General features: G+C 70.1%; 10 protein-coding genes. 5 read left to right on the forward strand and 5 right to left on the reverse strand.

Going from position 1 to position 15,101, the window contains the following annotated elements:
- Positions 1–10 precede the first annotated feature (10 nt).
- On the forward strand, positions 11–661 hold the full coding sequence (locus EJK15_RS00675; protein WP_138708349.1) for a DUF2461 domain-containing protein: 651 nt from the start codon (positions 11–13) through the stop codon (positions 659–661).
- Between the two features lie 96 nt (positions 662–757).
- On the opposite strand, the gene EJK15_RS00680 is transcribed toward EJK15_RS00675, so the two are convergent.
- The 3 genes from EJK15_RS00680 to EJK15_RS69990 all read right to left on the reverse strand — a co-directional run bounded on the left by EJK15_RS00680 (position 758) and on the right by EJK15_RS69990 (position 5,563).
- Positions 758–3,268, reverse strand: a complete 2,511-nt coding sequence (locus tag EJK15_RS00680; protein ID WP_138708350.1) for a hypothetical protein — start codon at positions 3,266–3,268, stop codon at positions 758–760.
- A gap of 243 nt (positions 3,269–3,511) precedes the next feature.
- On the reverse strand, positions 3,512–5,362 hold the full coding sequence (typA, locus tag EJK15_RS00685; protein WP_138708351.1) for a translational GTPase TypA: 1,851 nt from the start codon (positions 5,360–5,362) through the stop codon (positions 3,512–3,514).
- A 57-nt stretch (positions 5,363–5,419) separates the two neighbouring features.
- Complete coding sequence (locus EJK15_RS69990; RefSeq protein WP_171074026.1) at positions 5,420–5,563, reverse strand: hypothetical protein; 144 nt, start codon at positions 5,561–5,563, stop codon at positions 5,420–5,422.
- Between the two features lie 143 nt (positions 5,564–5,706).
- Here EJK15_RS69990 and EJK15_RS00690 point away from each other — a divergent pair, with 143 nt between their 5' ends.
- From EJK15_RS00690 to EJK15_RS00705, 4 genes are all read left to right on the forward strand, one after another.
- Entirely contained in the window at positions 5,707–6,450 is a 744-nt protein-coding gene (locus EJK15_RS00690; protein WP_138708352.1) for an AMP-binding protein, read from the forward strand.
- A gap of 109 nt (positions 6,451–6,559) precedes the next feature.
- On the forward strand, positions 6,560–8,977 hold the full coding sequence (locus tag EJK15_RS00695) for a tetratricopeptide repeat protein (RefSeq protein WP_138708353.1): 2,418 nt from the start codon (positions 6,560–6,562) through the stop codon (positions 8,975–8,977).
- 56 nt (positions 8,978–9,033) lie between these two features.
- Entirely contained in the window at positions 9,034–9,432 is a 399-nt protein-coding gene (locus EJK15_RS00700; RefSeq protein WP_138708354.1) for an AMP-binding protein, read from the forward strand.
- A gap of 27 nt (positions 9,433–9,459) precedes the next feature.
- Positions 9,460–10,212 carry an alpha/beta hydrolase gene (locus EJK15_RS00705; RefSeq protein WP_240776677.1) on the forward strand — a complete coding sequence of 251 codons (753 nt, stop codon included), beginning with the start codon at positions 9,460–9,462 and terminating at the stop codon, positions 10,210–10,212.
- Between the two features lie 229 nt (positions 10,213–10,441).
- Here EJK15_RS00705 and EJK15_RS00710 read toward each other — a convergent pair whose 3' ends face one another.
- Together EJK15_RS00710 and EJK15_RS00715 are read right to left on the reverse strand one after the other, a co-directional pair.
- On the reverse strand, positions 10,442–11,875 hold the full coding sequence (locus EJK15_RS00710; protein WP_138708355.1) for an aldehyde dehydrogenase: 1,434 nt from the start codon (positions 11,873–11,875) through the stop codon (positions 10,442–10,444).
- A gap of 121 nt (positions 11,876–11,996) precedes the next feature.
- On the reverse strand, positions 11,997–15,023 hold the full coding sequence (locus tag EJK15_RS00715) for a M14 family metallopeptidase (protein WP_240776679.1): 3,027 nt from the start codon (positions 15,021–15,023) through the stop codon (positions 11,997–11,999).
- Positions 15,024–15,101 lie beyond the last annotated feature (78 nt).

The following is a 15,101-nucleotide window of genomic DNA, read 5'->3' on the forward strand; positions in this document are numbered from 1 at the left end:
CCCTTACGGCATGGGTTTCACCGGTTTCCCCGACGAGGCGTTCCTCTTCTACGAGGGTCTCGAGGCGGACAACTCGAAGACATACTTCACCCGGCACAAGCAGCTCTACGAGGAGGCCGTGCGGGCGCCCATGCTCGCGCTCACCGACGAGCTGGCCGCCGAGTTCGGGCCGGCGCAGCTCTTCCGGCCCTATCGTGACGTGCGCTTCGCCAAGGACAAGTCGCCGTACAAGACCCACCAGGGCGCGTTCGTGGACCTGATGCCCGGGATCGGGCTCTACGTCGAGATCAGCGCGTCGGGTCTGTTCACGGCGGGCGGCTGCTACACGCAGGCGTCCGACCAGGTCGCCCGCTATCGGGCGGCGGTGGACGAGGACCTGACGGGCAAGCCGCTGTCGGCGATCATCGACTCGCTGGTGGCGGCGGGCTACGCGATCGAGGGGGAGCGGTTGAAGACCAAGCCGCGCGGGTTCACCGAGGGCCACCCACGCATCGAGCTGCTGCGGCACAAGTCGCTCTACGCGGGCATGCGCTTCGAGCCCGAGCCGTGGGTGCACACGACGGAGGCACGCGCGCGCGTCGAACGCACCTGGCGCGCCTACGGCCCCCTGGTCGAATGGCTCTGCTCCCACGTCCGAGGCAGCGAACTGCCACCCAGGTGACCGGGCCGCGGTCGTGCCGCCCGCTTACGGTGGCTCGACCGCCGCACCCTGCGCCGGCTCACCGGGCGGCGGGTCGCGTGCCGGAGGCGGCCGTGGTCAGCGGGGTGCGCTGGTCACCTGGTCGCCCTTGAGGATGCGGTCGACCGTCTGCCCCGCCGCCGACGTCGCCGCCGTGGTGCCCGCCGCCAGGACGAGGGCCAGCGTCGGCGCCGCCAGGCTGCGGACGCTGCGCAGGTTGCGCACCCGCGCCCACGGCTCGTCGGCCAGGTGCATGATGCGCCACTCCCAGAACAACCCGAGCCCGATGCACACCATCATCACCTGCCCCACCACGATTCCCACCACCTGCGCCTTGTCCGGCGCCCCGATGTCCGGCTCCACGAGCGTCGAGAGGTACCCGGACAGCTCGGTCAGCAGGGCCGCGGCCGTGAGGTGGAGCGCCTTGGTCATCGGCTGGGTGCCGCGGATGCGCGGGTAGAAGTAGCCGAACAGGAAGCCGAAGGCGGGCAGCGTGATCAGGTAGCGCCCGTCGAAGACGAAAGTGGTCAGGTCCACGCCTTCCGGCAGCCCGTACACGATGGTGAAGGGCAGGCTCAGCAGCAGGCTGAGGGTGAAGGCGTGCACGCCGTTGTGCCAGGGCGTGCAGGCCGCGGCCGTGGCGAACGCGGTCTCCGGATGCCGCCCGTGCTGGCGCAGCGCCCCCTCCAGGGAGGTCCGCCGCTGGTCGAAGTCGGCCATCGACATGTCTCCCGCGCCGAGCCTGCTCCGCCCGATGCGGTAGAGCTCCTGTTCGGCCACCAGCAGCAGGCGCTTGTGGATGGCCGCCCTGACCAACTGCCGGTGTTGCTCCTGCGTGACGGGCTCGACGATCGCCACGTGCGGCCCGGTGAGCAGCCAGCGGGCGGTCGCCCAGGCGACGATCGAGGTGATCGCCAGCAGCGGCAGCGGTACGTCGATGTCGGCCAGCGTCGTGCTGCCGCTCGGCGTGATGTAGAGCACCATCAGGACGGCGATCATCGTGGACTCGGCGACCGGGTTGTCGATCGCGGACAGTTGACCGCCGAGCCGTCGCAGCCGGAGCACCAGCATCACGAAGCCGAGCAGGAGCAGCCCGAGCACCCCGCGGACGATCGGGTCGAGGGGCAGGCTGCCGATCGTGGGCACCGGCTGCGGCACGGCCAGGCTCCACGACCCGGCGTCCAGCCACTCGGTCGGCCAGCCCTGCACCAGCAGGCTGATGAACACGGCGCCCACGACCGCGCCGCGGCTCCACTGCTTGGTCGCCACCGCCAGAGCCGCGATCGGGATCATCGCCCAGCCCAGTGCCAGCACCAGCCGGGTGCTGTCGGGCGGGTACACCCCGGCCAGCAGCGCCCGCAGCCACAGCGCCAGCGCCAGCAGCCCGATCGCGGCCTCGGCGGACAGCACGGCCATCCGTACGATCACCGGCCGGACCCCGAGGTCCACGCTGAACGCGATCGCCGACCCGGCCGCGGTGAGGGCGGCCACCGCCCCGCCGGCGAGCAGGGCCTGGCCGGACAGCTGCCCGTGCAGCCACGACCAGACGAGCATCCCGAGCCCGACGACCACGCCGAGCCCGGTCACGACGAGCAGGTCGCGGGTGTCCCACGGCGGGCTGGTGGGCAGCACCCGCCCGGCGTGCCGCAGCACGAGCGCGGGCACGGCGACGAAGAGGATCACGTACGCGACCGCCGACCAGTCCTTCGCGAACAGCGGGATCAGCAGCGTGGGCGCGGCCAGCGCGAGCCCGACGACCAGCTCCCTGTTGGGCAGCCATGACCACCACCCGCGGCCGAGCGAGCGCAGCAGGAAGGCGACCAGCGCGACCGCGGTGAGCACGCCGAGCGCGGTGGCCCACGAGAAGTCGTCCTCCACGACCACGTCGGGAAACCCGAAGGAGTCCGGCGCCAGCGTCATGCTCACCGGGTAGGCCCCGATGGCGAACTCCAGCCGCTCCTCCTGCTCCCGCTCCGGCGTGATCCCCTCCTGCCGCAGCACGGTCCACTCGCCGGGCAGCACGGCGATGGACCGCGAGGTGACGATCAGCGGGAAGGCGTTGGGCGCGGCGAAGTCGATCTTGAGTAGCTGCTCCGTCTCGAGCTGCCGCAGCAGCGTCACCGTGAAGGTGGCCGTGGTGCGCCGGGAGTCGGAAGTGAGGATCGGCGCCAGCCGCCTCGTGGGCGCCAGCCCGGGACCGTCCACCTTGATCGCGCCGAACGCGGCATCGGTGACCTGCTGGAGCGTGCCGGGGAACCCGCCACCCTGGCGTAACGCCTCGATGAGCGGGTCCTTGCGGTCCATCTGGAGCCGATGGGCGACGGTGATCTTGACTTGGCGGTGCCGGGGGTCGATTCGCCCTTCAGGCACCGGTTCGAGGTCGTTCTCGGACGCCTTGGTGAGCAGGACCTCGGTCGTGGCCCTGCGGGCCCATCCCACGAGCGGGTCGGCGCGGGCGGCGGCGGCCACCCACGGGTTGGGCCCTGCGGTGCTCTTAGGCGGCGCAGGCCCCGCTACCGGTCTGGCAGCAACGGTGCACCAAACGATCGCCCCCAACGACACCAGCGCCAGCCCGAACGCGATTGCCATCCGGAGCTTTCCCACAATTTGGATGATTCACGCGCATGCCCGAATGTTCTATCTCGTGCGATAACGGTGTGATTACAGCTGCTCCCATAACAACTTTTCTTTACGGACCGGCACGGGAGCGCCCGTCCATCGCACGTGGTAGCGCCCGGGCGAATGGCAGCGCTTACTAACGGCACTAACACTTAAGCCGCGCTTTGCCGGGATAAAAAGACGGGCAAAGCGCGGCCGGTGTGAATCCTCAGATCACGCGCGCTTGGCGCGGGCGGCGGCGCGGCCGCGGGTGGAGGCGTCGAGCACGACCTTGCGGATGCGTACGAAGTCCGGAGTGATCTCCACGCACTCGTCCTCGCGGATGAACTCCAGCGCCTGCTCCAGCGAGAGGTTGCGCGGCGGGATCACCTTCTCGGTCTCCTCGCTGGTGGAGGAGCGCATGTTGGTGAGCTTCTTCTCCTTGGTGATGTTCACGTCCATGTCGTCGGACCGCGAGTTCTCACCGACGATCATGCCTTCGTAGACCTCGGTCGTCGGCGCGACGAACAGAGTGCCGCGCTCCTGCAGGTTGAGCATGGCGAACGCGGTCACGGGGCCGGACCTGTCGGCCACCAGGGAGCCGTTGTTGCGGGTGCGCAGCTCGCCGAACCACGGCTCGTACGAGTCGAACACGTGGTGCACCAGGCCGGTGCCGCGCGTCTCGGTCAGGAACTCGGTACGGAAGCCGATCAGGCCGCGCGCCGGCACCACGAACTCCATCCGGATCCAGCCGGTGCCGTGGTTCGTCATGTGCTCCATGCGGCCCTTGCGCACGGCCAGCAGCTGGGTGATCGCGCCGAGGTATTCCTCGGGGCAGTCGACCGTGAGCCGCTCGACGGGCTCGTGCACCTTGCCGTCGATGATCTTGGTGACCACCTGCGGCTTGCCGACGGTCAGCTCGTAGCCCTCGCGGCGCATCTGCTCGACGAGGATGGCCAGCGCCAGCTCGCCGCGGCCCTGCACCTCCCAGGCGTCGGGCCGCTCGGTCGGCAGCACGCGCAGCGACACGTTGCCGACGAGCTCCTTCTCGAGGCGGTCCTTGACCATGCGGGCGGTGACCTTGGTGCCCTTGGCCCTGCCCACCAGCGGCGAGGTGTTGGTGCCGATCGTCATCGAGATGGCCGGCTCGTCCACGGTGATCAGCGGCAGCGGGCGCGGGTCCTCGGGATCGGCCAGCGTCTCGCCGATCATGATCTCGGGGATGCCCGCGATGGCGATGATGTCGCCGGGGCCGGCCTCCTCGGCCGGCTTGCGCTCCAGGGCCTCGGTCATGAGCAGCTCGGTGATCTTGACGCGCTGGATCGTGCCGTCGGTGCGGCACCAGGCCACCTGCTGGCCCTTGCGTATGACGCCCTGGTGGATCCGGCACAGCGCGATGCGGCCGAGGTAGGAGGAGGCGTCGAGGTTGGTCACGTGGGCCTGCAGCGGCGCGCTCGGGTCGTACGTCGGCGCCGGGATGGTCGACTTGATGATGTCGAACAGCGGCTCGAGATCCTCGGAGTCGGGCATGCCGCCGTCTTCTGGACGGTTCAGCGAGGCCCGGCCCGCCTTGGCCGAGGCGTAGACGATCGGGAAGTCGATCTGCTCCTCGGTGGCGTCGAGATCCATGAACAGCTCATAGACCTCGTCCACGACCTCCTTGATGCGGGCGTCGGGGCGGTCGACCTTGTTGATGCACAGGATGACGGGCATCTTGGCGGCGAAGGCCTTACGCAGCACGAACCGGGTCTGCGGCAGCGGGCCCTCCGAGGCGTCCACCAGCAGCACCACGCCGTCGACCATCGACAGGCCGCGCTCGACCTCGCCGCCGAAGTCGGCGTGGCCGGGGGTATCGATGATGTTGAGGGTCATGCCGCCGTGCTTGACCGCGGTGTTCTTGGCGAGAATGGTGATGCCCTTCTCGCGCTCGAGGTCGTTGGAGTCCATGACGCGGTCGTCGACGTCCTGGTTGGCGCGGAAGGCCCCGGACTGCCAGAGCATGGCGTCGACCAGCGTGGTCTTGCCATGGTCGACGTGCGCGATGATCGCGATGTTCCGCAGGTCGTCGCGGCTGTTCAAAGGCATGATGACGTCTCGCTCTGTGTCGTGGGGGCCGCCGCGCGAAGTCGCGACTACTTAAGTCTAGTTGATCCCCCCTGATGGCAGGAGCGGGGCGAGGTGACGGCGAGCGTAATCGCGGGCGTCCTCATCGTTGACGAGCGGGATCGTCTCCGGCTCGGTCGCGTAGGCGGCGTCGAGGATGCGCCCGAGGGAGTCGTCCCGCATGGAGCAAGCGTAGGCGGGCCGCCGGCTCATGGTCGGGCTGCGTCCAGCGGTCCGCCGCAGGTTGGGGACGGAGTCCCCACCTACATAACGGGTTGCACAATTGTGCGCATGGCAAGCCCGGACGTGGTCCCTAGATTGACGGCATGACCTGGACAGAGCTGGTTATGGAGGCGGCACCGACGAAAGGCGACCAGCCGGCGGTGAGCGACGTCAGGACCGGTGAGGTGTTGTCGTACTCCGCGTTCGTGAGACGGGTCATGCGGGCCGCCGCGGGGCTGCGCCGCCACGGCCTGCAGTACGGCGACCATGTGATCGTCAACGTCCCGCTCGGCGCCACGCTGCCCGTCGCGGTCCACTCCGTCGCCTGGGCGGGCGGGATAGCGGTGCTCGACGCCACCGGCGAGGCCCGCATGATGATCACGCAGCGCGGCTACGATCCTGCCGCGGTGAAGGTCGAGCAGGTCTTCTCGTTCCAGCCGGTGCCGGGGGCCAGGCCGTTCGGGGATCTGGTGCTCAACGGCGTCGTCGAGTTCGGCCCGCTGGCGGGGCCGGCGCTCACGCTCGACCGCCTGCGCTTGTTCGACCACGACGAGCTGAGCGGAGACCTGCGCAGGCTGGCCGCGCGGCTGGTGATCGGCAAGGACGACGTCGTGATCAGCGCGGTCAGCGAGCCGTTCCGTGGGCTGCGGGTGGTCGATCTGGCGATGATGTCCGGCGCCCACGTCGTGGTCGCCCACGAGCCGAGCCTGGTCGGCTGCCGCGTGCTGGCCCAGGAGCGCCGGGCCACCATGGTGGTCGCGCCGTATGACCTGGCCAGGAGATTGCTCGGCGATCCGATCCTGCGCGTCGTCGACGAAAGGGCGATCGTGAGCTCGCTCGGGCTGTGATCCGGGAGAAACCCTCTCCGGCACGACAGCCCGATGAGCAGGTTTCTCGCCGGTGAAGAAGTGCGACACTGTGGGGGAGTGTGATCCTTCAGCGACGCAGGGTGACCACATGCCAGAGCCCCCGCGGCATAACCTTCCGGCCGAGCCCAACCGGTTCGTGGGTCACGAGCGCGATCTCGACGACCTTCGCGGGCTGTTCGGCGAGACCCGCGTGGTGACCCTGTGCGGGGTCGGCGGCATCGGCAAGACCCGGCTGGCCCTGCGGGTCGCCGCGGGCCTTGTGCCGGCCTACCCCGACGGGGTCTGGCTGGTCGAGCTGGCCAGGCTCAGCCGGGCCGAGCTGGTCGTGCCGGAGATCGCCGACGTGCTGCACGTGCGGGAGGAGACCAACCGGTCGCTGCTCGACACCGTGACGGCCAGGCTGCGCGACATGCTCTGCCTGCTGCTGCTGGACAACTGCGAGCACGTGGTCGACGCCTGCGCCGAGGTGGCGGCCGCGCTGGTGGCCTCCTGTCCGCGCCTGAGCATCCTGGCCACCAGCAGGGAGCCGCTGCGCATCGCGAGCGAGCTGATCTGGCGGGTGCCGCCGCTCGACCTGCCCGGCGCGGAGAGCGCCGACGCCGAGTCCGTGCAGCTCTTCATGGACCGGGCGGCGGCCGCGGGCACCAGGCTGGGTCCCGGCAGCCTTCCAGACGTCGTACGCCTGTGCCGGGCGCTCGACGGGCTACCGCTGGCCCTGGAGCTGGCCGCGGCCCGTACGAGCCTGCTCAGCCCCGGCCAGATCGCCGACCGCATAGACGACCGCTTCTCGCTGCTCACCACGGGCGGCCGGACCGCTCCGGCCCGGCAGCGCACGCTGCTCGCGGCCGTCGAGTGGAGCTACGACCTGCTGTCGGCCAAGGAGCAGGTGCTGCTGCGCCGGCTGTCGGTGTTCGCCGGCGACTTCGCCCTCGACCTCGCCGAGCAGGTCTGCGCCGAGCGGCCCATCTCGCGGCCGGAGATCGTGGACCTGCTCGGCGGCCTGGTCGACAAGTCCCTCGTGCTGTGCGACGAGAGCCGCACGCGCTACTGGATGCTGGAGACCATCAAGCGCTACGCGGTCGAGCGACTCCAGCAGGCGGGCGAGCGCGACGTCCTGCGCGAGCGGCACCTCAACGTGCTCTGCGAGCTGCAGGAGCGGCACTTCACGACCGAGATGGTGGAGCCCGGTGTACCGTGGCCGGCGCGGTTGCGGGCCCTGACCGCGAGCAAGAGCCTGCTCGACGACCAGCGGGTGGCGCTCGATTGGGCGGCCGAGTCCGGCAACGTGCCGCTGGGCCTGCGGCTCTGCACGACCAGCACGGGGCTGCTGCCGATCGGCGGCAACCTGACGGAGATCGTCGGCTGGACAGAGCGGCTGCTCTCGCTCGACCTGTCCCGCGTGTCCGACGAGCACATCGCGCACGCCAAGGGCTACCTCGCCTACGGCCTGGAGGCCAGGGACGAGCTGAGCCGCTCGCTGGAGGTGGCCGAGCAGGGCCTGGCGGGGATGTCGCCGGCCAACGCGTTCCCCTACTGCGTCATGCACAGCCTCATCGCCGTGGTGCTGCTGCGCATGGGCCGGGCCGACGAGGCGCTGCACCACGCGGAGGAGGGCCTGGCCGTCGCCACGCGCTCCGGCGACACGTGGAACCAGGCGGCGGGGCTGGCCGGGCTCTCGGCGGTGGCGCTGACCCGCGGCCGGCTGCGCGAGGCGCAGCGGCATGGCGAGGAGGCGCTTGCGCGGGCGCGCGAGCACGGCCACCGCTGGATCATGGCCAGGACCGCGACCCAGCTCGGCGCGGTGGCCGAGGCCCGCGGCGACCTGGTGACGGCGAGGGCGCAATACGAGATGGCCGTCCCCTGGCTGCGGGAGCTGGGCAGCGACGCCGACCTGGCGCGCTGCCTGGCGAGGATCGGCCGGGTCGCGGCGATGCTGCACGAGTTCGGCTCCGCCAAGGAGCGCCTGGCCGCGAGCCTCGCGCTGAGCAGGGAGACCGGGCAGCGGCAGGGTGTGGCCCGCTGCCTGGTGGGTCTGTCGGTGCTGGCGGAGTGCGAAGGCGACATCGAGGGCGCCGTGCTGGCCGCCGCGGCGGCGGCCACGCTGCGCGAGTCGATCGGCCAGCATTCGGCCACGATCAGGATCGAGGAGCTGCTCGGCCGGGCCCGCGTCAAACTGGGCGACGGCCGCACCGCGTCGCTGTGGTCGCGGGGCCGGGCGATGAGCCCCGACGACGCCGCCCGCCACGTGCTGGAGGGCGAGCGGTCGGCGCCGGGGCCGCCCGTGGCCGCCGAGCCCGTCAGGCGCTCGCTGCTGACCGCCCGCGAGCAGGAGATCGCCCACCTGCTCACCCGGGGACTGTCGAACCGGGCCATCGCGGGGGAGCTGGTGATCAGTCCCGCGACGGTCGCCCGGCATATCGCCAACATCATGGAGAAACTGGGCTACACCTCGCGCGCGCAGATCGCGGTGTGGGCCGCCGAGCACCCGCCGGACCCTTCTGCATAGGGATCTGCATATTCCGCCCCATGTAGGCACGAGACGCCCTCCCTACGGTGGGCTCCATGGATGAGCGCATCGTCATCGTGGACTCGGGCACGGGCCAGAAGCTCACGGAGAAGCAACTGGACGAGAGGTCCGCCATCGCGATCGTCCAGTTGCGGCGCAGGGGCGTGCGGGTGGGCGACACCGTGCTCATCTGCCTGCCCGTCGGGCCGGATCTGCTGGTGGCGACCGACGCGGTGATCGCCGCCGGCGGCGTGGCCTGGCCGGTGCCCGCCGACCTCGACGCGGACGCGCTCAGAGACCGGATCCGGGCCAGCGGCGCCCGGGTGATGATCTCCGACCTCCCGCGGGCGCTGGAGGCGGCGGAGGAATCCCGCGTACGCATCGTCATGAGCGTCGCAGATCTGAGCGCCCTGCGTTGCCATCCGGTGCAGTCGCGGAGCCTCGACGGAAGGTGAGCGCCGGGCGTGCTTAAGCTGGTATTCATGCCTTTCGCACCCCATTTCCCCGTCATGCTCAGGACCGAGGACGGGGTCCGCATCGACGCCGCCCACACCCCGTCCACGCACACGGACCTGGGGATCGTGGTGGCGCACGGCTTCACGGGATCGTGGCGGGACCGCGCGGCGCGCCGCATCGTGCACGTGCTGAGCGGCTACGGCGGCGTGGTCGCGCTCGACCTGCGCGGCCACGGCCGCTCCGGTGGCCGCACGACCGTGGGCGACCTGGAGATCCTCGACGTGGAGGCCGCCGTCAGGCACGCCCGCGTGGTGGGCTACTCGAAGATCGCGGTGGTGGGCTTCTCCATGGGCGCGGCGGTGGCCGTACGGCATGCGGGGCTGCGCCGGGGAGTGGACGCGGTGGTGGCGGTGAGCGGCCCGGCCCGCTGGTACTACCGGGGCACCAAGCCGATGCGCCAGGTCCACTGGGCCATCGAGCAGCCGGTCGGGCGGTGGGCGGCCAGGGTGGCCAAGCGCACCAGGATCGCCCGCGGCCGGTGGGACCCGATCCCGATGCCACCCCACGAGGCCGCCGCGCTCCTCTCGCCGACCCCGCTGCTGATCGTCCACGGGGACGCCGACGCGTTCTTCCCGCTGGATCACCCGCACCAGCTGTACGCCGGCGCCCGCGAGCCCAAGGAGCTCTGGATCGAGCCCGGGTACGGTCACGCGGAGTCCGCCGCGACCCCCGAGCTCATCCGCCGGATCGGCAAGTGGATCTCTTCAAACTTTTCGTGAGTAATACACGTCTACCTAGGGCGGATGGAAGGAAACCGCCGGGAGAAAGTCCCCAGGGAAGGAAACCGCCTATGCGGTGGACGTGGGACATACTTCAGTAGTCAGGCAGTCGCTCACCGTGGTCTGCGTCCAGCAGTCCACTGCGGGGTGTGCACCTAGCGTCGCGGGGGCGCGCTGGGTGACATCCTGCAGGGCCCCGCGGCACCCGCGGAGCCCTGCGCGGGACGGCTCAGCCCAGCCGGGCGATCGTCTTGTATTCCATGTAGCCGCTCAGGCCCTCGGGGCCGAGCTCGCGGCCGATGCCGCTGGCCTTGTAGCCGCCGAAGGGCGCGTTGGACTCCAGCATGAAGCAGTTGACGCCGTAGGTGCCGGTGCGCACCTGGCGGGCCACCTCCATGCCGTGCTCGGTGTCGGCCGTCCACACGGTGCCGGCCAGGCCGTAGTCGCTGTCGTTGGCGATGCGTAGGGCGTCCGCCTCGTCCTCGTACGGGATCACGGCCAGGACCGGGCCGAAGATCTCCTCGCGGGCGATGCGCATGTCGTTGGAGACTCCGGCGAAGACGGTGGGGGAGACGTACCAGCCGCGGTCGTACGGCCGGTTGAGGCCGCCGGCGACGACCTTGGCGCCCTCGTCCATGCCGATCTTGATGTAGCCCTCGACCCGGTCCTGCTGCCGCTTGGCCACGAGCGGGCCGATCCCGGTCGCCGGGTCGGCCGGGTCGCCGACGGGCTGGGAGGTGACCATGTTCGCGACGGCCTCGACGACCTCGTCGTAGCGGTTGCGCGAGGCCAGGATGCGGGTCTGCGCCACGCACGCCTGGCCGTTGTTCATGAGGGAGGCCATGGACAGGAAGCCCATGCTGGCGGCCAGGTCGGCGTCGTCCAGGATGATCGCGGCGGACTTGCCGCCCAGCTCCAGGCTGACCCGCTTGAGCTGCTCGCCGCAGATGGCGGCGATGCGCCGGCCGGCCGCGGTGGAGCCGGTGAAGGCCACCTTGTCCACGCCTGCGTGCGAGATCAGGTGCTCGCCGGCCTCGCGGCCCGCGGCCACGATGTTGAGCACCCCGGCGGGCACGCCCGCCTCGGCCACCCACTCGGCCAGCAGGTACGCGTCCAGCGGCGTCTCCGGCGCGGGCTTGAGCACGACCGTGCAGCCGGCCAGCAGCGCGGGCGCCAGCTTCGTCATCGTGACGAACTGGGGCACGTTCCACGGCACCACGGCCGCCACCACGCCCACGGGCTCGCGCCGCACCGTGATCGGGCCGAACAGGCCGGGCCGCTGCTCTTCCTGCTCGAACGTCTTGCCCAGCTCGGCGTAGTACTGCAGCATGCCGAGCGGCTGCGGTGCCTGCGCCAGGTTGGAGAAGGTGATCGGCGAGCCCATCTCCTCCGTGATGAGCGCGGCCATCTCGCTCTGCCGCTCGTTGTAGATCGCGGCCAGCCTGCCGATCACCTCGGCCCGCTCGGCGAACGTCATGCGCGGCCAGGGCCCGTGGTCGAACGCCTGGCGGGCGGCGGCGACCGCGCGCTCCATATCCTCGGCCGTGCCGTCAGGCACCCGGCCGACGACCTCCTCGGTGTGCGGCGAGACGACGTCGATCGTTCCGGTGCCCGCTGGGGCCACCCATTCGCCCCCGATGAACAGCGTGTCGTGCTGGCGCATGTCGTGACCCTCCTGCTGACCGAATGCTTGCTTGGTTACGGTACGCCTCAAGGTGACCGAACCATGTTCTGTCCGCACATGCAAGAGGGGCGCGGCCCGCGCCGCGCCCCTCTTCCCGGACTCAGCGGGAATCGCCGAGCAGATGCTCCATGGACCGCTTGACGAGATCGGTACGCGTGGCCTGGTCGGTCACGCTCTCAACGCCGAACCCGAGGTAGACGGTGTCCTTCGTGACGATGCCGCCGCCCTCCTCGAAGACCTGGTCCGTGCGGAACCAGTTGTTGATCGACGGGGAGGTGCCCTCGGGCGGCGCCCCGACGGTCCAGCCGCCGAGGTCGGACTCGAACGAGGTCTCCTCGGCCGTCGCGCCGTCCAGCGTGACCTTGGCGTCGTCGAGGAAGACGCCCGCGCCCTGGGTGGACCAGTCGCTGATGTAGGAGATCGACAGCTCGACCTGCTTGCCCGCGTACGGGGTCAGGTCGATCTTCCACTCCTGCCAGCCGGCGGAGTTGCCCGAGGCGGCGTGCCACGAGCCGGAGGTGCCGGTCGGCTCGCAGTTCGGGCCCTGGTAACGCTCGGTGAACGGGTGGATCGACCGCCAGCCCTCGCCGCCGCTGGGCGGGTCGCAGCTGTCGCCGGTGTCCTGGGCGGTGTGCCCGTTGGCGTCCGGCAGCGTGGTCCAGTCGTCGCCGCCCGCCGTCCTGGCCTCCACGGTCAGGAAGTCCCAGGCGCTCTCGGTGTCGTACGAGGTCCAGAACGACAGGTCGCCGCTCGTCCTGCCGGTCAGGTCGATGGTCTTGGTCAGCCGCTTCCAGGAGACGTCGGCGATGCCGCTGTAGACGTCCCATGAGCCGGTGTGCGGGTCGAACGGGCCGCCCGGGCGTACCCACTTGACCTGCGCGGAGCTCGCGAACAGCGGGAAGCGGTCCGCGGGCAGGATGGCCGAGGTCGCCACGAAGGCGTTGGTGTGGCTCGGCTCGATCGTGGCGTTGAAGCCCTCGAACTTGCCGCCGTTGCCCGTCAGCGCGAACGGCAGGCCGGTGTCGTGGTCGGTGCCCGCGTCGTCGAAGTAGACGTAGGCGCCCAGCCAGTACTGCTGGAAGTCGTTGAACACGGGGATGCAGGGCGGGTCGTCGTCGACCGTGCACTCGGGCTGCGCGGGGTAGTCCGGCTCGTAGTAGTACGCGCCGTTGGCGTTGGCCGCGTACGACGGGAACTTGCCGGCGTGCAGCAGTTTGCCGCCCTCGTTCAGGTAGTCGCGCACGGCCAGCTCGGTGTCCACGCCGGACTTCGACGTGGTGCCCGGCACCTGGCCGGCCGACCTCGGGATGATGTCGTCGCCGGTCTCCCAGACCACGGCCTTGTAGTGGCTGAGCACGCCGAGCGGGTGGGGAGCCTTGCGGCCCAACTTGTCCATGTCGTAGACGTCCGAGGTGTATCCGGCAGACTGCAGCGCCGTCGCGTACTCGTCGGCGTACTTGGCCTCGGTGACTCCCTGCGCGGGGCTGATGCCGGTGACGTCCTCGGCAGCCAGGACCAGCACCTTGCCACCGATGTCGGAGGCGACGGTGTAGGTGAAGTCCGCGCTCTTCTTGCCGATCGAGGTGAACCAGACCTTCACCTTGTCGCCCGGCCCGGTGCCGGTGATCTTGCCGCGCATCCAGTGGTAGTAGCGGTTGTAGCCCTTGCCGTAGCGCTCACCGCCCTTCCACTCGCTCGTCAGGGCCGTCTTCGTACGCCCGCCGTTGACCTGGTAGTTCAGGAACACCGGGCCGAGCTTGCGCTTGGCGTTGACCTGGACGACCTGGTCCTTGCCGTGGCTGACCTCGAACGGGTCGAGCACGAAGTCGGCGGTCTTGTTGCCCAGGTGGCTCACCGGCTCGACCGGGTTGACCGCGGACTTGGCGACGTCGAGCGCGAACGGCAGGTTCTTCTCGAACTCCTCCTGTACCAGGGCCTCGTCGTCGGGGAAGACGAAGCCGCAGCCGTCGCAGCCCTCGTTCAGCTCCGGCGTCCAGGACAACGTCCCGTACTGGTGGTGCGCCTGGTCGTTGGTGTCGCCGTTCGTGGTGTACAGCTCGGCGCCGAGGTCGGGGTCGAACCCGGGGACGGCGGGCTTCTCGTCGGTACCGGTGAGCGCCTCGTAGATCGGGTTGTCGGCCGTCTCCGTCGCGATCTGCACGCCGATCGGGTAGAGCAGCAGCGGGCCGTACGAGTGGTAGTTCAGCTGCATCTCGAACCCGACGCGCTTGAGCAGGCCGTCCATGGCCTTGGTCTCCGGCTCGCTGGCCGGGCCCGTGCCGCGGTAGGTGTCGCTGCTGGGGACGCTCGACGAGCCCTCTTCGTCGTAGTGGAAGTTCGTGGGGAAGTTCCGGTTCGGGTCCACGCCGTCGCCGACCGTGATCTGCCCGTCGCCGTTCACGTCACGCAGGTTCTTGCGCCACAGGCGGTTGCCCTCGGTGAAGGTGAAGTCGTAGCCGTCGGGGTTGGCCACCGGCACGAACCACAGCTCGGTCTTGTTGAGCAGGTCCTTCAGCGGGGCCTTGTTCGCGATCACGTACTTCAGCAGCCGCATGTCCATCTCGGTGGAGATCCACTCGCGGGCGTGCTGCGTGGCGGAGTAGAGGGTGGCGGGCTTGAGGCCGTCGGGCAGCAGCCTGGCTCCCGTGCTCACCTTGGCGGCCAGGATGTCCTGGCCCTTCAGGGACTTGCCGATCGACTGGAGCTTGACGACGTCCTTGTTGGCGTTCGCGATGGCCTTGAGCTGGTCGGCGATGCCGCCGGGCTCGGAGTAGGACTTCCAGACGGTGTAGCCGCCGGCCGCCTGCGCCTTGGCGGCCTCCAGCTGGGTCTCGCCCTGCGGGTTGCGTACGGGCTCGGGCTTGTAGCCGAGCTTCTTCAGTCCGGTGAGGTCCGCCTGGGCGGCGGTCAGCTCGATGTGCTCCTTGCCGTCCTTGGTCTCCTGCTGGACGACGTCGAAGCCCTTCTCTCTGAGCGCTTGCCCGGTGCCCGGCGCGCTGTCGAGCTGGTAGAGCTCGATCTGGTCGCCGGGCGGCAGCGCGGCCGCGGAGACATGGGCGGGGATGGCCACGACGGATGTGCCTAAGCCGAGGATCACGGCCATGGCGAGGGTCGATGTTCGCGACACGGTCTGCCCCTTCGCAGAGACGAGTTCGATCGCCATCTCAGACCGTTGGAGCGATCTATACAAGACCCAATCTCGGGA

The organism is Nonomuraea basaltis (genome assembly GCF_005893125.1).
In the GTDB taxonomy this organism is placed as follows: Bacteria; Actinomycetota; Actinomycetes; order Streptosporangiales; family Streptosporangiaceae; genus Nonomuraea; species Nonomuraea basaltis.

Bases quoted from the DNA above. Each gene is read 5' to 3' on its own strand.
- EJK15_RS00710 (WP_138708355.1), bottom strand. From the start codon at position 11,875: ATGCGCCAGCACGACACGCTGTTCATCGGGGGCGAATGGGTGGCCCCA.
- EJK15_RS00695 (WP_138708353.1), top strand. From the start codon at position 6,560: ATGCCAGAGCCCCCGCGGCATAACCTTCCGGCCGAGCCCAACCGGTTC.
- EJK15_RS00680 (WP_138708350.1), bottom strand. From the start codon at position 3,268: ATGGCAATCGCGTTCGGGCTGGCGCTGGTGTCGTTGGGGGCGATCGTT.
- EJK15_RS00705 (WP_240776677.1), top strand. From the start codon at position 9,460: ATGCCTTTCGCACCCCATTTCCCCGTCATGCTCAGGACCGAGGACGGG.
- EJK15_RS00690 (WP_138708352.1), top strand. From the start codon at position 5,707: ATGACCTGGACAGAGCTGGTTATGGAGGCGGCACCGACGAAAGGCGAC.
- EJK15_RS00700 (WP_138708354.1), top strand. From the start codon at position 9,034: ATGGATGAGCGCATCGTCATCGTGGACTCGGGCACGGGCCAGAAGCTC.
- EJK15_RS00675 (WP_138708349.1), top strand. From the start codon at position 11: ATGGGTTTCACCGGTTTCCCCGACGAGGCGTTCCTCTTCTACGAGGGT.
- typA (WP_138708351.1), bottom strand. From the start codon at position 5,362: ATGCCTTTGAACAGCCGCGACGACCTGCGGAACATCGCGATCATCGCG.
- EJK15_RS69990 (WP_171074026.1), bottom strand. From the start codon at position 5,563: ATGCGGGACGACTCCCTCGGGCGCATCCTCGACGCCGCCTACGCGACC.